Annotated in this window: 15 protein-coding genes; 8 read left to right on the forward strand and 7 right to left on the reverse strand. The window is 34.8% G+C overall.

What is annotated here, in order from left to right; all coding sequences use genetic code 11:
* Positions 1-218: 218 nt before the first annotated feature.
* Both ACFO3N_RS16985 and ACFO3N_RS16990 read left to right on the forward strand, forming a co-directional pair.
* On the forward strand, positions 219-1,211 hold the full coding sequence (locus ACFO3N_RS16985) for a cytochrome-c peroxidase (protein ID WP_379799902.1): 993 nt from the start codon (positions 219-221) through the stop codon (positions 1,209-1,211).
* 173 nt (positions 1,212-1,384) lie between these two features.
* Positions 1,385-1,633 (forward strand): hypothetical protein, encoded by a 249-nt coding sequence (locus ACFO3N_RS16990; protein ID WP_250835948.1) that lies wholly within the window; start codon positions 1,385-1,387, stop codon positions 1,631-1,633.
* Positions 1,634-1,691: 58 nt separating this feature from the next.
* Here the strand turns inward: ACFO3N_RS16990 and ACFO3N_RS16995 are convergent, their stop codons facing one another.
* The gene (locus ACFO3N_RS16995; protein ID WP_250835949.1) at positions 1,692-1,895 is read right to left on the reverse strand and encodes a hypothetical protein; all 204 of its coding nucleotides are present in this window, start codon (positions 1,893-1,895) and stop codon (positions 1,692-1,694) included.
* Between the two features lie 188 nt (positions 1,896-2,083).
* Entirely contained in the window at positions 2,084-3,502 is a 1,419-nt protein-coding gene (locus tag ACFO3N_RS17000; protein WP_379799681.1) for an FAD-dependent oxidoreductase, read from the reverse strand.
* 398 nt (positions 3,503-3,900) lie between these two features.
* On the opposite strand from ACFO3N_RS17000, the gene ACFO3N_RS17005 reads away from it, so the two are divergent.
* The 6 genes from ACFO3N_RS17005 to ACFO3N_RS17030 all read left to right on the forward strand — a co-directional run bounded on the left by ACFO3N_RS17005 (position 3,901) and on the right by ACFO3N_RS17030 (position 12,069).
* Complete coding sequence (locus ACFO3N_RS17005; RefSeq protein ID WP_248726625.1) at positions 3,901-4,104, forward strand: hypothetical protein; 204 nt, start codon at positions 3,901-3,903, stop codon at positions 4,102-4,104.
* Positions 4,105-4,276: 172 nt separating this feature from the next.
* The gene (locus tag ACFO3N_RS17010; RefSeq protein ID WP_379799683.1) at positions 4,277-4,912 is read left to right on the forward strand and encodes a hypothetical protein; all 636 of its coding nucleotides are present in this window, start codon (positions 4,277-4,279) and stop codon (positions 4,910-4,912) included.
* A gap of 162 nt (positions 4,913-5,074) precedes the next feature.
* Positions 5,075-5,518 carry a hypothetical protein gene (locus tag ACFO3N_RS17015; protein ID WP_095929165.1) on the forward strand — a complete coding sequence of 148 codons (444 nt, stop codon included), beginning with the start codon at positions 5,075-5,077 and terminating at the stop codon, positions 5,516-5,518.
* A gap of 663 nt (positions 5,519-6,181) precedes the next feature.
* A complete protein-coding gene (locus tag ACFO3N_RS17020; RefSeq protein WP_379799685.1) occupies positions 6,182-9,373 on the forward strand; it encodes a SusC/RagA family TonB-linked outer membrane protein in 3,192 nt (1,063 codons plus the stop codon).
* 12 nt (positions 9,374-9,385) lie between these two features.
* On the forward strand, positions 9,386-10,810 hold the full coding sequence (locus ACFO3N_RS17025; protein ID WP_379799687.1) for a SusD/RagB family nutrient-binding outer membrane lipoprotein: 1,425 nt from the start codon (positions 9,386-9,388) through the stop codon (positions 10,808-10,810).
* 329 nt (positions 10,811-11,139) lie between these two features.
* Entirely contained in the window at positions 11,140-12,069 is a 930-nt protein-coding gene (locus ACFO3N_RS17030) for an NAD-dependent epimerase/dehydratase family protein (RefSeq protein ID WP_379799689.1), read from the forward strand.
* Between the two features lie 90 nt (positions 12,070-12,159).
* Here the strand turns inward: ACFO3N_RS17030 and ACFO3N_RS17035 are convergent, their stop codons facing one another.
* The 5 genes from ACFO3N_RS17035 to ACFO3N_RS17055 form a co-directional block, all read right to left on the reverse strand.
* Complete coding sequence (locus ACFO3N_RS17035; RefSeq protein ID WP_379799691.1) at positions 12,160-12,930, reverse strand: alpha/beta hydrolase; 771 nt, start codon at positions 12,928-12,930, stop codon at positions 12,160-12,162.
* 8 nt (positions 12,931-12,938) lie between these two features.
* Entirely contained in the window at positions 12,939-13,478 is a 540-nt protein-coding gene (locus ACFO3N_RS17040) for a hydrolase (RefSeq protein WP_379799693.1), read from the reverse strand.
* A gap of 103 nt (positions 13,479-13,581) precedes the next feature.
* Positions 13,582-14,619 (reverse strand): alpha/beta hydrolase, encoded by a 1,038-nt coding sequence (locus tag ACFO3N_RS17045; protein WP_379799695.1) that lies wholly within the window; start codon positions 14,617-14,619, stop codon positions 13,582-13,584.
* 25 nt (positions 14,620-14,644) lie between these two features.
* Positions 14,645-15,388, reverse strand: a complete 744-nt coding sequence (locus tag ACFO3N_RS17050; RefSeq protein WP_379799697.1) for a hypothetical protein — start codon at positions 15,386-15,388, stop codon at positions 14,645-14,647.
* Positions 15,389-15,736: 348 nt separating this feature from the next.
* Positions 15,737-18,172 carry a histidine kinase dimerization/phosphoacceptor domain -containing protein gene (locus tag ACFO3N_RS17055; protein ID WP_379799699.1) on the reverse strand — a complete coding sequence of 812 codons (2,436 nt, stop codon included), beginning with the start codon at positions 18,170-18,172 and terminating at the stop codon, positions 15,737-15,739.
* Positions 18,173-18,191: the final 19 nt, after the last annotated feature.

Raw genomic sequence — 18,191 nt, forward strand, 5'->3', positions numbered from 1 at the left:
ACTCTTTGATAGAAATCTAATTTAATCTGCTTAAATCTTTTAAAATCTGCGTGAAATATTTTTGCGCATAGATTTTTTCACGCAGATTGAAAAGGATTTAAGCAGATATAGACAGATTAAATTAATCTGTTGCTTTAAATTATATGAGCCGTCTGAAATTAAAAGACGGCTCTATTTTAAAATTCATTAAAATGAAAAAAATAGTTGGCTTTATCCTAATGGTGCTCTTTTTCACTTCTTGTAGCAGTAGTGATTCTGATGAGACTTATTTTGATAATTCTGAGCTTTCATTGCCTATTCCGACTGATTTTCCAGAGGTAAACAGTTATGTAAGTTTGAATAAGCCTACAAAATATGGTGCTGAATTGGGCGAAAAACTTTTCTCGGACAAAAGATTTAGTAAAGACAATACCATTTCGTGCTCAAGCTGTCATATCCAAGCGAATGCTTTTGCAGATCATAATGCGCGGGCCATAGGTATTGAAGGTAGAGTAGGACTGAGAAATGCGCCACCGCTTCAGAATTTGATGTTTTTAAAATTCTTTAATTGGGATGGAAGCAGATTGCAATTAGAAACCCAGCCTTTGGTTCCTATTATAACTCACGAAGAAATGGATTCTTCAATTCTAGAAGTTATTGGGAAAATTAAAGATGATGTTTCGTATAAAGAGATGTTCAAAAAAGCATTTGGAGATCAAGAAATTACACCAGATAGAATTTATAAAAGCATTGCTCAGTTCGAATACACCTTGATTTCTGCTAATAGTAAATACGATAACGTAAAACGAAAAGAAGGTCAATCGTTTACAGATAGCGAAGCGGCAGGTTATGCCACATTTCAGCAGAAATGCGCTAGTTGTCATAGCACCGAATTGTTTACAGATCAGAGTTTTAGAAATATAGGTTTTCCTTTAAACACAGATTCTAATGAGGCAGGACGAGGCAGAGTGACCGGAATTCCGTCTGATTTTATGAGTTTTAGAGTTCCGAGTTTGCGAAATGTTGAATATACAGCACCTTACGGAAGTTTTGGTCAGTTTGCTACCTTAAGAGCTGTTTTAGATTATTTTGATAATGGAGTCTTAAGTGCAGAGAATTTAGATCCGATTTTTAAAAATAATGGCAATAGAATTCCGCTTACAGAACAAGAAAAAGAGAATCTTCTTGCATTTATGAAAACCCTGAGCGACAAAGATTTTACAGGAAATTAGCTTGAAAAGTATTGATTTTACTGATGTTTTACATTTCTTTTTAAAAAAGAGGAAAATGTTTATAATATGTTGATAAATAATACGTTGCGAACTGTGTTAAAATCTGATTTCGATAGATTAAATGTTTTAAATTTATAACTGAATGATAGTTAATTATTTAAAAATTTTTGAATATGGAAAGAGCTATAAAATTACAGGTTCGTAAAGAACTTGACGGAAAACAAGAAGTAAACATTATTAAACTAAAAGGGAGTTTAATAACTAAAGGCTACACAGAAATTATCCATATTAGTGACAAGGACGATGAATTCTACATTAACTCTTTTGCAACCAAAACAGAAGCAAGTAAAGAGGTAAGAGAATTTATTTTGGATTTTATAAACAAAGAAAATTTAAGCAATACAATCAGCGTTCTAGCCTAATAGATAGAATCGCAAGATTGTATTGCTTAAATTATATACTTAATAAGTAGCTTTTAGTTTAAATTGCATTTGTAAAACTAGTATTTTGATCCAGGTAAAGATGCTGATCTTTTAAAATTTCATCTGGTTTCTCGTCCCAATCTCCCCAATCTCCTACATAAGTTTTACGAAATATTAATTCATTATTATCACCATCACAAACCAAAGTTCGGCCTGTACAGGTTTTATTGTTTGGACTGAAATTTATTTGTGTATTATTCATGGCGCAACTATTTAATTGTTTGTAAATGAGATCATAAAAGTAAAAAGATCGCGTCGGAATCAGTTATAAAAAAATATTAAATTGTTGTTTAATTCCCATGTATATGACTGAAAAATAACTCTATACAAAAAATGCTAAACAATAGGTTTAGCATTTTTTATTGATCTCCAATTTATATTCTTTATTCTTTATTCTTCACTCCTTTTAGAACACCTCCCTCGCGGTTCATCACCTTCTAGAAGTATAATTTCGGAATGTAAAAACTGAGCGGCATCAGCAGAACCTTGTACTTTCGTGGCACTGCGTTCAAGCATTTCAGCTTCAAAATCATTTAATACACATTCTCTCAATCCTCTTTCTTTCCATTTGGACTTAGCGTTACAGCCTTTCGAAATTTTTCTAGCCAATTTTAAAGCATCCAATAAAGCCTGATTGGCACCTTGACCTTTAAACGGACTCATCGGATGCGCCGCATCGCCAATTAAAGTAATATTCTGATTCTTTTCTAATAATTCAGAACTCAACAACTCGCGATCATAAACCGGATATCCAGAAATTAGATTTTCCTGTGTTGCCTGTAAAATCTGAGGAATAGGAGTATGCCATTGCGTTCTTCGGCAGGCTTCTTCTTTCAAGGCTTGCGGTCCTTTTGCACTTAGTTCTTTGGCCTCTTCTTCAGACATCGGAAAACTCAATTGCCACATGACAGAATCTGCAGTATAAGGCATTATATAAATACGTTCATTTCCGTTGGCAGTCTGAAATATCGTTGCACCATCTAGTAAATCACTCGAAAGCCCTTCGAGCGAACTTAAAGTACAAATTCCTAAGATTACAATGCAATCCAAATAACGGAGCGGTGTTGCTTCCTCGCCAATTATTAGCTTTCTTACGGCACTCCGAATACCATCGGCACCGACAACAAGATCGGCTTTTGCAGTTTTTATTTCGCCGTTTACCTGAAAACTTAACTCTACACCATTTTCAGATGCTACAAAATCTATTAATTGATGCCCCCATTGGATAGTATTATTTCCTCCAAGTTGTTCTAATAAAGCTAAACGAAGCGCTTGTCTTGCGATATGGATGTTGGTGCGTTTTGTAGGCGTTTTAATGGAGGTTTCCAACCATTTTCTGGTTCCCCATTCGCCTAATATTTTTCCTTCTGTATTGTGTACAATATGTTTTGTAGAAATTACACCTCCCAAAGAAGTAATTCCTAACCCTTTCATGGCTTTACTGGCTTGCTGTAACGTAAGTCCGTAACCTTGAGAGCGGGCATCAAAGTTGCTGTCTCTTTCATAAATGGTAAACGGAATACCGCGATGCAAACAGGCTACCGCTAGAGCAACTCCGCCAATACCTGCGCCAATAATGGCAACGTGCGGTTTTGTGAGATCGGGTTCAAGATAGTTTTCAGATTGCATTAATCCAGACCCAGAACAATTTGTGCACAAATGCAAATGTGCCTTAGGACGTATCGGAGCAGTATTACTTTGCTTGTTCTCATACAAAGCCAATTCCGTTTTATAAAGACGTTGCGCTTTTTTACTGAGTCCGCGATTTATTTTACCTTGTCCCTGGCATTCATGGCATATAGTCCACATATTCTGTTGTATAACTTACTTTGAGTATTGAGCGAGCAAAGTTAAGCTTAAACTATTTGATTTTCAATCTTGAGCTTTTATAATTGTCATATTATTGATCTTGAGTGTTCTATTAAAAGGATCAATACTAATAATAATGGCGTGTAAGCTCATGATTTTTAAAATTTAGTTTAAGTTGCTGTATTCTAATAATATGCCAGTTGCATTTTTGTTGTATTTATTATCTTTTCGAAAAATAGAAAAGATAGGAAACAGCGATATTTAGCAGATTTTCGAAATACAGTAAATAGGTGTGATATAAATAGGAGCAGTTTTATTTTATAATTTTTAAAAATGATTATATAAACCAAACCAGTGTATTTGAGCTAATTTTAATAATCATTTAAAAACTAGGAATTATGGAGAAGAATAATCAAACCCAGAAAAACCCGAATCCTAAACAACAGGGTGGAGGAGATCATCGAAACGATACGAGAAAACATCAATATAAAGATCATGATGAAGTTTTGACAAATGATGAAAATTATGATGTTGACACGAAAAAGTTTAAAGGCAAAGAACCTGAACTCGATGATAAATTGAATAACGAAGAAAAAAAATAGTTAGAAGCGTCTCAAAGTTTATTTGAGACGTTTTCATATTTTTTCGCTCAGAAAGCACTTTTTTTTTAATAGATAAAAGTAAAGAAGTAGAAATATGGTTGGATTTTTATAGATTTGTAAAAATCTAATACAGTTTTTCAAACCATAATTGAGGAATAATATATAATAAGGCATGAAATCGGTTACTTCATTTTTTTTACTTCTAATGTTTGTTTGTTCAAGTTCGTATTCGCAATTGAGTTCAGATAAAATATTTGAAAGTTTTAAGCAAGGTGAACGTACAAATTGTTCATCGATAGCATTTATTAAAGCTTCTTTAAATGTGTACGGATTAGATAATCTATTTGAAAGCGAAAAACTACACAATAATTCTTATAGGATTACGCTAAAAAACAATGCAACCTTTAATTTAGACAGCAGCGAAGTTATTAAAGCTAGAAAATCTGCAGGTTTTGTTTATATTAAAGATAATTGCGACAGCGAAAAAATACGTGATTATGCTATTTTAACGTATGCTGTTATGGCAAAATACATGCAGATTATCGATAAAGAACCCACTTTTGAGAAAGCCTTGGAAGAATTAGAAGAAGGCACTGTATACACTCCAACAATCTACAAATATTTAGGATTTAAATTAGGCAAACAAATTCAGAAGTTAAAAAGAGAATCTGGAAGCGAATATTGCGGAGTGGTAGCTTGGTCTAAAGCTCATGCTGTTTTTGTTTGCGAAGACTTTATGGATTACTACGGAAACAAGAAAAGCATTTGGATCAAATATCCAGGACGTTTTAGAATCATTAAGTCTTAAAAAAGAACGATTGGAATATCGTAATTTGTAAGCGTTTTATTTCTATTTTGCTAATAACATTAAAAGATTATTATAATTTTAGTAAAAAGGACTTCTAAAAATTGCATTTTAAGTTAATTTATATATTTTTGTTTTTATTCAAGAACCAAATCTATTAAGAAAATGAAGAGTAAAATTATTTTATTATGTGCACTTTTCTTCTTGACGACTGCCGCTGTTTCTGCACAGGCAAAAAACGCACCAAGAAGTATCATTAGTACAACAGCTTTAATCCGTAAATACCACGATCAAAAAGAATTAAGCGGTATGCAAAAAGGAGAGCTTTTAGAATTGTACATTGAACGTATTAAAGTTCTAGTAAAAACACTTCCTTACATTGCTTTGGTTACTAAACCAGGTGTTACAATGGCAGATCTAGGTATTCCTGATACGGCTGATAACAAAAAAATCTTAGATGGTCAGGCGTTAGGTACAACTAGTTTCTTAGATACTACAGTAGAGTTTCAGAGAAAAATGATGCCTTACTCCGATAAAGGGAATCTTATTGCAGCCATTTTATTTTATGAAACTACATTGAAATCGCTACACGAATTCAACGAGCTATAATAAGTTAGAAATACAAAAAATAGAAACTCCAAGGTCTTATGATCTTGGAGTTTTTTTTTGGTTTAAACTTTCCTGAATTGGAATTTAAAATAGCCAAAAAAGGGTTTCTAATTTTAAGATTTTAGTACAATTCTTATAAAACTGTAAAAACATGTTTTTATTGTAACTTGTTTATTTTTAATGGTTTAAATCTTCCTGTTTAAAAAAGTTAACATATTTTTTGCAAAAAGTTTAATTAAAATTTGGGGAATATTATTTTTAACTTATTTTTGTTCTATCAAATTAGTAGAGTTTAAAATATAAGTTAAAAGCCAGAGATTAAAAACCACGATATTTCATTCCAAAATAAGCAAAAAGCATTCGGCAGTTTTCGTCCCTATGCATTCTACGGTTAAAATTCCTCTTTTTTAATTCATTATAAATTTTAAAAAGTACAACAATCCCGAATTGGGGTTAAAATTTTATAGGCCAATTTAAAAGAATAGTAATCCAAAAAAAAAGTAAAAATGAAAAAACGAATGTGCTGCAGATAAAAAGAAAAAACCATTTCTGTTGCAGCAGAAATGGTAGAAGCTTAAAAAGAAATTGTCATCTCTAAAAGGGAAAGCTAGAATAGCACAAAGCGCTCTAAGCTCGCCTTATTTATTAAACTAAAACAAAGTAATGAAAATAAAATTAAAAAGATATGCTTGGCTATGTATTTTGTTGATTTCCATAGGAGTTAAAGCTCAAGAGACAAAGCCGCTAATTCAGTCTAAACTGGAAGGAACAGTTGTCGATGCCGTTACAAAAGAGCCTATTATTGGGGCTTCGGTAACGATTCAAGGAACTACACATGGTGTTATTACAGATACAGATGGAAAATTTTATTTCCAAACAGGACAAAAATTCCCTTATGTACTTTTAGTTAGTTATTTAGGATATAAAAAACAAGAAGTTGTAGTAAACAAAAACGATATTACGATCAATCTTACCGAAGAACAAAATGCTCTATCTGAAGTAGTTGTTACGGCACTTGGAATTTCAAAAGAAAAGAAATCTTTAGGATATACAACTCAATCAGTAAAAGGAAAAGAATTGGCAACTACTAAAGAAACCAACTTCTTAAATGCTCTTTCTGGTAAAGTAGCGGGTGTGCGTATTACCAATTCGCAAGGAGATATGGGATCTTCTCGTATTATTATTCGTGGAGAAACTTCTATTGCAGGAAACAACCAACCGCTTTTTGTGGTAGATGGAGTTCCTGTAGATAACTCTCAATTGAATTTTGGTGGAGCTACTCGTGATTTCAGAAATGCAATTGCCGATTTGAATCCGCAGGATATTGAAACTTTGACTGTTTTAAAAGGGCCAAATGCCGCTGCTCTTTACGGATCGCGTGCTGCTCATGGTGTTGTGCTTATTACAACAAAATCAGGAAAGGGACAAAAAGGAGGATTTGGTGTTACTTTTAATACGGGCCTAACCGTTTCTCAAGTGGCTACTTTGCCTTCTTTCCAAAACACTTTTGGACAAGGTTCTAACGGAAGATTCAGCTACGTAGACGGAAAAGGTGGAGGAGTTAATGATGGTGTTGATGAAAGCTGGGGACCAAGAATGGACGGACGCCTTATTCCGCAATTTTATTCTAAAGGAGAAGCAGTTCCTTTTATTGCGCATCCAAATAACGTGAAAGATTTCTTCAACACAGGACTTACTTACGATAATAGTGTTTCTATTGCAAAAGCTAACGATAAATCAGATTTCCGTTTAGGTGTAAACAATCAAAAACAGCTTGGAACTGTACCAAACAGTGAAATCAACAAAACCAACTTTTCTATCAATACTAATTATCAGATTTCTGAAAGTGTAAAAGTTGGGGTTAATGCCAATTATATCGCTACAAATGCTCCTCAATTGCCAGGTGGTCCATCTGGTGGTCGTGCGGCTGGGGTAATGCTTCAGTTTCTTTGGTTCGGACGTCAGGTTGATATTAATGAATTGGAAAAAGATAGAAATACCAACTGGAATAACAGCTATTACAGCAACCCGTATTGGAATGCCTATTACAATACAACAAGTCAACAGCGTAATCGTTTAATTGGAGATATCCATTTAGATGCGAAATTGGCTGAAGGATTAAACTTCAGATTCCGTACAGGAGTTGATTATTATAACGATAGAAGAAAATATACTATTAAATATGGTACAAATGGAACTCCTTTCGGATCGTACGCAGAAGATGCTTACACTGTAAATGAGCAAAATACTGAGGGTATATTTCAATATACAAAACAGCTTAACGATGATTTTACTGTAGATGCACTTGCGGGATTCAACATTCGTAACCATAGCGATGCCAACAACTATCAGAAAGCGCCTCGTTTAGCGGTTCCAGATTTGTATACTTTAACAAACTCTAGAGATCCGTTAACATCATCAAACTCATTATCTAGATTGAGAGTTTACAGTGCTTACGCTTCTGCTCAGTTTGGTTTTAGAAATTATGCTTTCTTGAACGTTACGGCGCGTAATGACTGGTCTTCTACATTACCAAGCAGCAACCGTTCTTATTTCTACCCATCTATTAACGGTAGTGTGGTTTTAACAGATGCATTAAATATTAAGAGCAGTACATTAGATTTCTTAAAGCTTCGTGGAGGATGGTCTGAAGTAGGTAACGATGCAGATCCGTACCAATTGGCTACAGTTTATAATTTCCAAACGGCATTTGACGGAAATCCGATCCAGACTTCTTCTCAAAGAAAACTGAATGAAAATTTGAAACCAGAAACAACACGCTCTACTGAAATAGGTGGTGAAGCTTCTTTCTGGAAAAACAGACTTCATTTTGATATAGCGTATTACAATACCAATAGTTTCGATCAGATTTTAGAAATCAAAACTACAGCAGCAAGCGGTTATACTTCACAGTTAATCAATGCAGGTAAAATTAATAACCAAGGTATTGAAATACAGTTAGACGGAAATCCTGTGCAAACAGAAAACTTTAAGTGGAATGTTGCGGTGAATTATTCTAAAAACAAAAGTAAGGTTGAAATTCTAGATTACGCAGGAGATATTAAAAACTATACGATTGGTTCTTCTGGAGGTGTAGATGTATTGGCGTCTGTAGGGCAAGCTTATGGAGCACTATACGGAACAGCTTACGAGCGTGATACAAGCGGAAATATTGTGGTAGGAGCAAATGGTCTTCCAAAAGCAGATCCGACAAAAAAAGTGTTAGGACATTATACTCCAGATTATTTAGCTGGTCTTACGAATACTTTGACTTACAAAAATCTTGAGCTTTCTTTCCTTGTTGATGCTAGTGTTGGTGGAGAACTTTTCTCAGGAACAAACAGAACTGGTAACTATACTGGGGTTTTAGCACAGACTCTTCCAGGTCGTGGTGCTGAAAATGGTGGTTTAAGCTACTATTATCCAGGAAACAATACCGCTAATCCGAAAACTTTGGTAACAGGCGGAGCAGCTCCAAGTGGCGCAACAGTTTATGATGACGGAATGATTTTCGGAGGTGTGTTTGCAGATGGAACTCCTAATAATAAAGTGATTAGCGCACAAGAATATTATAAAGCATCATACAATATTAGCGAAGCTTACATCTATAGTTCAACTTTCGTAAAAATGAGAGAGATAAAACTTACTTATAATTTTAATAAAAAGCTGATTAAAAAACTAGGATTAGAAGGAGCAAGCGTTACTGCTGCTGGCCGTAACTTATTCTTTATCTACAAAGATGCTCCAAATATTGACCCTGAAACGGCTTTCAATACTGGAAATGCGCAAGGATTGGAAAGTTTAGCTTTACCAACAACTAGAAATTTCAGTTTAAACCTTAACGTTAAATTTTAAAAACTCGGAATCATGCTAAAAAAACTATCATATACAATACTGTTTGCATTGACACTGAGCTCTTGCAGTGATACTTTGGACGATATTAATAAAAATCCAAATGCAACTGAAACCCCGCTTGCACCATATCTTTTAACTGGTACTTTAAAGCAAAGTGCCGATTTGTACTGGGGAGATGCCAATAACTTTAACTCGACTTTGCTGTTTGTACAGCATTGGGCTAAAATTCAATATACAGAACCAGATCGTTACGATGTTTCTAATGCTTCTTTCACGTCATTGTGGGATAAGGGATATTCGACTCTAATTACAGATTTGAATACGATTATAAAATTTCCAGATGCTCAGGCAAACTCTAACTATAAAGGTATCGCCTTAACGTTGCGTTCATGGACCTTTTTATTGCTGACAGATGCTTACGGAAGCATTCCGTACAAAGAAGCGGGTCAAAATGTAACGCCTGCATATAACACACAAAAAGAAGTATATACAGGATTGCTTGACGATTTAAAACAAGCGCAATCTTTGTTAAATCCAGCAAATGGCTCTGTTACAGGTGATTTGGCTTACAAAGGCGATATCTTGAAATGGAAAAAACTGGTAAACTCACTTCGTTTGCGTATTGCGCTGAGAATTTCAGACAAAGAACCAGGTTTGGCAAAACAAGCTGCTATAGACGCTACAAGCGATGCAGGAGGATTAATTGGTAGTAATGCCGAAACATTCCAATTTGTTTATACCAGTTCGCCACAGCAAAATCCAGCTTCGGCTTGGTTTGAAACTAGAGATGATTTCCGTATTTCAAAAACTATGGTCGATCAATTGTATGCATTGTCTGATCCTCGTTTGCCTGTTTTCGCACAATTGCCTTCAGATGCAACTGTAGGGAAATATGTTGGAGGTGCAAACGGCTTATCAAATAGTGATGCCAATAGCCAAGGTTTTGCTAAAACATCAAAACCTGGAACTTATTTCTTAACATCGGCTTCTCCAGCTGTAATTGCTTCTTATTCAGAAACATTGTTTAATCTTGCAGAAGCAGCAGCCCGCGGATATATTTCGGGAGATGCAGAACAATATTATAAAAATGCTATTACAGCATCTTTGAACCAGTTTGGAATTACGAATGCGACTACGATTTCAACTTATTTAGATCAAGCAAGTGTGAAATATGATGCGTCAAATTATGCTAAATCTATTGGTACACAAAAATGGATTTCTTTCTTCGGACAAGGTTTGGATGCTTTTACAGAATGGAGAAGATTGGATTATCCAGTTCTTACAGCTGGTCCTGCTACTGTTTTGGACGGAAAAATTCCTTCGCGCCTTTTCTATCCGGGTACAGAACAGTCTTTAAATGGTGCTAGTTATCAAGCTGCTGTAGCCGAACAAGGAAAAGATTTATTGACAACCAAATTATGGTTTGATGTAAAATAAAAAATGTTGTTGTTTTTTTGAGTTAAAAAAAGCCCTGTATCTTAGTTGATACAGGGCTTTTGCTTTCGCATTTTCTAAATATCAATTTAAAAAAGTAAAAAATCTTATAGAACTCAGTAACAAAACTTTCTCTGATTTTACTAATAAGAAAGACGGCAAAAATGGTATGTTTTTTTTTGTTGTAATTTAGAAATAAATTAACTGATTTATAGGTTTTAAAATAGCAATAAAGTAGAATATAAATGAGTTAAAGTTTATGAGACTTGTTGCAATTTCTGCAGTAAATACAAGTGTTATAAAAAATAAAGCAATTTAAAAAGTTAAGCAGTATGCAAACTATATTAGGAGCCAACGGACAGATTGGAGAAGAATTGGCAAGAGAATTAAAAAGAAATTATACCTCAGATATACGAATTGTAAGCCGTAAAGCACAAAAAGTAAATGATACAGATTCCGTTTTTTCGGCAGATTTAACCATTAAAGAAAAAGCAATAGAAGCCGTCAAAGGCAGTGAAATAGCCTATTTTACATTAGGACTTCCAATGGATACTGACTTATGGGAAAAACAGTTTGTGCTGATTTTAAGAAATGTTATTGAAGCCTGTAAAATCAATAAAACGAAATTGGTCTTTTTTGATAATACCTATATGTATCCGCAAGACAGCAGAGTGCTTACCGAAGAAACACCGTTTGAACCTGTCGGCAGAAAGGGAGAAATTAGAAAACAAATGGCAGAAATGGTGCTAAGCGAAATAAAAACGGGACAATTGGAAGCCGTAATCTGTCGTGCGCCTGAATTTTATGGACCTGCCAAAACGCAGAGCATTACCAATACTTTAATCTTTAAGGCTATTAAAGAAAATAAAAAACTAAAAGTTCCTTTGAAAGACTCTAAAAAAAGAAGCCTAATTTGGACACCAGACGCAAGCCGTGCCACAGCTTTAATAGGTAATACACCAGATGCTTTTGGCCAGACTTGGCATTTGCCAGTAGATGAAAGCCATCTTAATTATAAAGAATTCATTGCCTTAGCTTCTGAAATATATGGGAGAGAACTAAAATATAAAGTTATTCCAAAGTTTGTTTTTACCATTGGAGCATTTTTCAGTAAACAAGCAAAAGAACTCCAAGAATTGCTTCCAAGATATGAGCATGCCAATGTTTTTGATGATTCAAAATTTAGAAAGCGTTTTCCAGATTTTGCTGTAACAAGCTATAGAAGCGGAATCGAAGAAATAAAAAAGGAGCAGCAATCTTAATCAGAATGATGGTTTGAAAGAAAATTAAAAATGCTAAATCCAAAAGATCTAGCATTTTACTATATTTTTTAAAGTTGAAATATATAATTTCTATAACGATTCATACCAATCTAAAATATAATCGGCGACACTTTCCCAGCCCGGTTCTCCGCAAATAAAGTGGCTTTTGCCATCAAATATTTTTAGATCGACACGACCTGCATTTTCTTTGTATCTGCTGGCAATTGTCTCCGTTAAACTAGGAGGGAAGATATGGTCGTTTCCTCCGCCAATAAACAAAATAGGTTCGTGCGGTTTTTTGAAATTGATATTGGAGAAAGAATTCAAAACCAATTCTCTGCTGACTTTATAACTTTCTGGCACTGCGAATTTCTCAAAAGCAATGCTTTTTTGCGATTCCGGAATGGTATTAAAAAAAGCATAATCATACCATTTTCTACTTCCCATAAAATATTTACTTGTAGAGAAAAAGCCAAAAGCTGGTATTACTGTTTTTAAGGTTTGAAATGGCGGAAACACATTTTTTGGAGGCGCTCCATCAATGCTTACTCCAGCCGCCGCTTTACCTAATTCAACCAGTTTTAAGGTAGCCATACCAGCCATAGAATGTCCAATTACCAAAGGCTTTTCGGGTAAAGTGTCTATTAATTTGCCGATAGCCGTAACAATATCTATAAATCCAGTTTTGGTAAGATCAGGATGCACTCTTGCTCTCAATTCGGCAGGAACTCCTTCGTGTCCTGGATTTGCGGGAGTATAAACCGTATATCCTTTTTGTTCATAGTACTTTTTCCATTCTGTCCACGTTTTGTCGTTCACAAAATTTCCATGAATGAGTACAATAGTTTTCGATTTTGACATGATTCTTTTTATTTGATTAATGTTAGAATTTCTTTAAAAATTTCCCGTCTCGAATCTTTTACAAGTTCATAAAGGCACATTTCAACATTGGTTACTGAAGCTCCTTTGTGCTGCAATTTTTGCAAAGCAATTACAATGCTTTCCTCTGATCTGGAAGAAATACAATTGGCTACAACTTCGACTTCAAAATTATAGGCCAGTAATACTATTGCCGTTTGATACACACAGATATGAGCTTCTATACCGCAGATTAGCCATTGCTTTCTGCCAGAATCTATAATCGCCTGTTTAAAGGTTTCATTATCCAAAGCATTGAAAGAAAACTTCTCAATTGGTTTCTGATCCTGAAATAACTTTTCTAATTCAGGTATTGTTGCGCCAAGTCCTTTTGGGTTTTGTTCGGCCCAAATTATCGGAATTGAAAGTAATTGACAGCCTCGAATAAGTTTTTCCAAATTAGCGGTCAGCTTTTCGCTGTTGTGCACCATTCGGGCCAATTTTCCTTGAACATCAATTACAATCAATCCAGTTTTTTCTTGTACAAGCATAATGACTTCTTTTTATTGTTTTTGAGAATTAAATTTACAAATTTATTTTCTTGTAAAATATTTGATTACAGATTGTTATGTTTGTTTTGTTCAAGAATTAGTCTTACTTCAAATGCTTTTTAAGTTCTGCTGCTGCTTGAATAAAAAGTGCTTTTGTCTGCGGAATTTCAGCTAAACCATTCAATAATCCGAAATCGTGAATGACGTCGTTGTATCGAACAGTTGTAACGACAACTCCAGCATCACTCAATTTACGTCCATAAGCTTCTCCTTCATCTCTCAAAATATCATTTTCAGCAACCTGAATCAAAGTAGGAGGCAAGCCTTTCAGCTGAGATAAACTGGCTTGCAGTGGCGAAGCGTATATTTCTTTTCTTTTGGAAGGATCTACGTATTGATCCCACATCCATTTCATTAAAGAATCGGTCAGAAAGCGCTGTTTGCCATATAGTTTATACGATTCTGTTTCAAAATTGGCATCGGTTACAGGCCAGAAAAGAATCTGCACTTTATAGAGTGGCGTTCCTTTTTCTTTAGCCATCAAAGCACTCGCTGTAGCCAGATTTCCACCTGCACTGTTGCCCACGATTCCTAATTTGCTTCCATCCACATTGATTTCGCTTCCATGCGCCGAAATCCATTTTGCAGCTGCATAAACCTCGTTTACAGGCTGAGGATATTTGTGCTCTGGAGCCAAAGAATAATTGACAAAAACGCCCACATAACCGGTTAAAACGCTCAAATCTCTAACCATTCTTTTGTGAGTAGGATAATCGCCCAGCACCCAACCGCCGCCATGAATGAACATAAAAACAGGCAGTTTTCCTTTTGCGCCAGCGGGACGAACAATATTCAATTTGATTTTGTAACCGTCAGCTGTAATTTCTTTTTCCGATTCTTCAATTCCAGACAAATCAACTTTAAAAGCATTTTGTGCACCGACCAATACATTTCGGGCATCTGCAACCGGAAGCGATTCTAATGGAGCTCCTCCAGAATTTAGAGGTTTTAAAAAGGCTTTTACAGCTGGAGTCAAATGCGGATCTGTAGCATAATCGCCTTGCGCATAACCTTTTGTTGTTAAAGTGTTTAGAATTATATAAGGGATAAAGATCATTTTTAAGAGAATTGATTTTTTCATTGTGTTTAAGCTTTAGAATTATGTTTTATTTTACAGAATAAGGCAATGAAAGATTTCCGCTGGCAACAGTGTAAACTTTGTATACCCCGAGCATTGGTTTAGAACCTTCAGAATCATGCGAACCGCCAGCTCCTGTGCTAACTTCCATATAGCAGCTTACAGCATCAAACTTAAAATTGGTTTTGTTGTTGATTCTAAAATCGGGAACGATTACTTTTATAGAATTTCCTTTAGCCACGATATTAAAACCAGGACTATCCATATACATTGCCATTCCGGGATTTGTTGGAGGCAGAACTACATTTGGATCTCCTTTTGTAAATTCTCTAACCGAAAGTCCGCCGGCAACACGTTTGTCTTTCACTAACAAAACCCAGTGTGCATGCCAGATTAAACCGTCATTTAGATAGTTTCCGTCAAGATTTTCATCCCAAAGCGGAGTGTCTTCAAAATCGGGATGAGAAGTAAGCGCAAGTGCTACTATTCCTTCGGCTTGACCGAAACCAATATCAGAAGATTTTAAAGTAGTCGGAAAAACATAGGCCAAAACTGGCGCACCATTTAGCTGACCCACTGGCTTAGGCATTGTTTTACCTGCAGTTCCTTCTACTTTAATGTCCCAAACCGTAAGGCCTAAATCTGCTTTATGGGTTATTGTAGCCGATTTTATTTTAAAATCACTGTTATTGTAGGAACTGCATTTATCGCAGGCTTTTGCAGCGCTAAAATTTAGAAATAAAATGATGATTAGCAATATTGATTTTTTCATAATAAATTGGTTTTTAAGGGTTAACTTCCCTAGGAAACCAATTTATATGCCATGGCAATAAAAGCTTTAATAATACGGTTTTAGCACTTTTATGGAGATTAAAAGCGCTATATTTCGCTAAACCCATTCCGATTCGTGAGATTTCGCTACAAAAGAAATAAGCATTGTAGTGTGATACTAAACACATAGAGACATAGTTTTAAAGTGTTGATCTTTAACTAGAAAAGGCATTTTGCTAATTTAAAAACATATAGTTGTCTATGTTTAGAAACCTGTTTCTTTTGCCTTCTTTCAGATACAACAAAACTATGTTTCTATGTGTTGAAATTAATTGTATGCAATAGAAAACTATTTTCTTTTTTCATTGATTGGAAACTCTTTAGAGAATTCTATTTTAAGAATTGTTCCGTTATTGTTTTCCATAGAAAAAGCCGCATCCAAATCATCGCTAAGACCTCTTATTAGACTTAACCCAAACGAATTGATTTTTTTATTGCTGATGTTTGCATCAAAGCCCACTCCGTTATCGGTAATCGTCAGCAGGTATTTGTCTTCGGTTGTCGCTTGGAGCGTAACATAGATCATTCCTGTTCTGTTGTCTGGAAAAGCGTATTTTATTGAATTAGTAATCGCTTCGTTTAAGATAAGCCCAAGCGGAACGGCCTGTGCAACATCTAATTCGAGCGGATCAATTTTAAGTTCAAAGCGAATGCGCTGCCCAAGCGAAAAAGATTCTCTCAGATATTCGACTAATTCTTTGATGTAATTGGGCATATTGATTGTCGAAATATTCTCTGAACTATATAGTTTTTGATGAATTAACGACATAGAATGAATGCGATGCTGACTGTTTTTAATGGCCGACAACGCCATATCGTTCTCCAAATAAGCCGATTGCGAATTAAGAAGACTTATGACGGTTTGAAGATTGTTTTTTACACGGTGATGGATTTCTTTCAAAAGCCATTCTTTTTCATCTAACAAATGTCTAAGATTAATGTTCTTTTGATTGATTTCTTTTTCTTTGAATTCCAATTCGGCATTTGTTCTCTGTTTTAGGCGGTATCGATTGTACAATAAGCCAAGAAAAAGAGCCAATAAAACCAAACTCCAGATGGAAAGCGTATTTAATAATTTTGATTTTTTTAAAGCCGTTTGCTGTAAATCGGTTTCTTTGTCTAATTGTTTGATTTTTTGTTCTTTATTTTCTGTTTCGTATTGAATTCTAAGCTCTTCAATTTGTTTGTTTTTAGAATAATCTAAAAGAGAATCACTGAATTTTTTATACAATTTATGATGCGCCAAAGCCGATTTAAAATCACCATTTAGCGAGTCCAGTTTATATAAAGACATTTCCAATGCTTCCGAATTGTAGGTCTTGCCATATTTTTTGGAAAGTGCTTCGACTTTATCAATATAGAATTTTGTTTTGGACAGATTTTGTCGATTTGCATAAAATAAAGCAATAGACGAATACGTATTGCAGAGATCTCGATAAGTCTGCGGTGAATCTAAAGCATCTGCTGCTTCTCCTGCTTTTATAAAATACTTTTCGGCGGTGCCATAATTTTTAATTCGCCAATAACAATTTGCGTAAGCATAATTCATAAGCATGTTGTCAAATTTATTTGGAGGCGGATAATGGCTTGTTATAGAATTCATATATGCTATGGCTTCTTTGTTTTTTCCTTTAAAAGACAAAGATGCTGTCGCAGTTATAAAACTCTTGTACCAACTGCCGCTGCTGTAAACATTTTGCCCATACTCAATACTTTTTTTAGCCATTTTCATAGCGTCATCTGTATGTCCCATCTGCAAATAGATTAAACCTAACCGCATATAAAAAATATCTGCAAAAGTGTAATCTTTGCTAGATTCCATTGTTTGCACACTCTTTAGAGCATAATACAAAGCACTTTTCATGTTAAACTGAACGGCTTCGATGTGAGCAATTGTAGTTTCTCCAAACTGCTGCTGTCTGAAGCCGATTTTTCGCATATCGGCAATATTTTGATAAAGTATTTTTTTGGCATCGTTTATTTTTCCGTGCCAGAAATAAATGGTGCACAAATTGGCTTTGGTTTCCAATCTTTTTTCTTCAAAGCCCAATGTTTTAAACAAAGCTTCGGCTTCTTTTAGAATTTTCTCTTTTTCGGGATCTAAGTCGTATTGATAGCTCGCCTGGTTGAGTAATGCATGTGCCAGCGCTGCTTTATCTTTTTGTTTTCGGCATTCGTTTACAACCTGCAAAAAGCATTTTTTACTTTCAGGATAATTGTTGATTTGGAAATAAAACTTTCCCAAAAGCATTAAACTCTCATGCTGCCACTTTTGTATTTTTAGCTCATTACTAATCTTTACCGCGTCGGTGATATAAAGATTAGCGTTTTTTAAATCGTCTGGTTTTGTAAAAGGTTTGAAGAGATAAAAGATTCCCAATTGTAGCGCCAGTTTTATTTTATCGACACCTTTAGATTTCAAATAAAGCTTTTTTGCGGCATCGATATTTCCTTTTTCAATTAAATCATTTCCAATTAGATAAGAACCATCATTAAAACCTTCGTCATAAGCTAAAGAAACAGGAAGTTTATAGGCTTTGCAGGTTAAAACTACAGAACTATCGGCATCAATAGATCCTTGATTTGAATTGTATAAATAAGAAGAACAGGTATGAATTAATAGACGTTTCTTTTTTAAGTCATAATTTGCTGTGGCAGGGTGGTTTTGTGCCTGAGAATTAATTGTAATAAAAAACAGCAGACAAAACGAGTAAAGTAGCTTCATGGTTTATTAGAATTAAATT

It is taken from the genome of Flavobacterium chungangensis, assembly GCF_042654045.1.
In the GTDB taxonomy this organism is placed as follows: domain Bacteria; phylum Bacteroidota; class Bacteroidia; order Flavobacteriales; family Flavobacteriaceae; genus Flavobacterium; species Flavobacterium chungangensis.

Excerpts from the sequence above, each read along its gene's own strand:
- ACFO3N_RS16990 (WP_250835948.1), top strand. The coding sequence starts at position 1,385 with ATGGAAAGAGCTATAAAATTACAGGTTCGTAAAGAACTTGACGGAAAA.
- ACFO3N_RS17045 (WP_379799695.1), bottom strand. The coding sequence starts at position 14,619 with ATGAAAAAATCAATTCTCTTAAAAATGATCTTTATCCCTTATATAATT.
- ACFO3N_RS16995 (WP_250835949.1), bottom strand. The coding sequence starts at position 1,895 with ATGAATAATACACAAATAAATTTCAGTCCAAACAATAAAACCTGTACA.
- ACFO3N_RS17040 (WP_379799693.1), bottom strand. The coding sequence starts at position 13,478 with ATGCTTGTACAAGAAAAAACTGGATTGATTGTAATTGATGTTCAAGGA.
- ACFO3N_RS17050 (WP_379799697.1), bottom strand. The coding sequence starts at position 15,388 with ATGAAAAAATCAATATTGCTAATCATCATTTTATTTCTAAATTTTAGC.
- ACFO3N_RS17055 (WP_379799699.1), bottom strand. The coding sequence starts at position 18,172 with ATGAAGCTACTTTACTCGTTTTGTCTGCTGTTTTTTATTACAATTAAT.
- ACFO3N_RS17020 (WP_379799685.1), top strand. The coding sequence starts at position 6,182 with ATGAAAATAAAATTAAAAAGATATGCTTGGCTATGTATTTTGTTGATT.
- ACFO3N_RS17015 (WP_095929165.1), top strand. The coding sequence starts at position 5,075 with ATGAAGAGTAAAATTATTTTATTATGTGCACTTTTCTTCTTGACGACT.
- ACFO3N_RS17005 (WP_248726625.1), top strand. The coding sequence starts at position 3,901 with ATGGAGAAGAATAATCAAACCCAGAAAAACCCGAATCCTAAACAACAG.
- ACFO3N_RS17030 (WP_379799689.1), top strand. The coding sequence starts at position 11,140 with ATGCAAACTATATTAGGAGCCAACGGACAGATTGGAGAAGAATTGGCA.
- ACFO3N_RS17035 (WP_379799691.1), bottom strand. The coding sequence starts at position 12,930 with ATGTCAAAATCGAAAACTATTGTACTCATTCATGGAAATTTTGTGAAC.
- ACFO3N_RS17000 (WP_379799681.1), bottom strand. The coding sequence starts at position 3,502 with ATGTGGACTATATGCCATGAATGCCAGGGACAAGGTAAAATAAATCGC.
- ACFO3N_RS16985 (WP_379799902.1), top strand. The coding sequence starts at position 219 with ATGGTGCTCTTTTTCACTTCTTGTAGCAGTAGTGATTCTGATGAGACT.
- ACFO3N_RS17025 (WP_379799687.1), top strand. The coding sequence starts at position 9,386 with ATGCTAAAAAAACTATCATATACAATACTGTTTGCATTGACACTGAGC.
- ACFO3N_RS17010 (WP_379799683.1), top strand. The coding sequence starts at position 4,277 with ATGAAATCGGTTACTTCATTTTTTTTACTTCTAATGTTTGTTTGTTCA.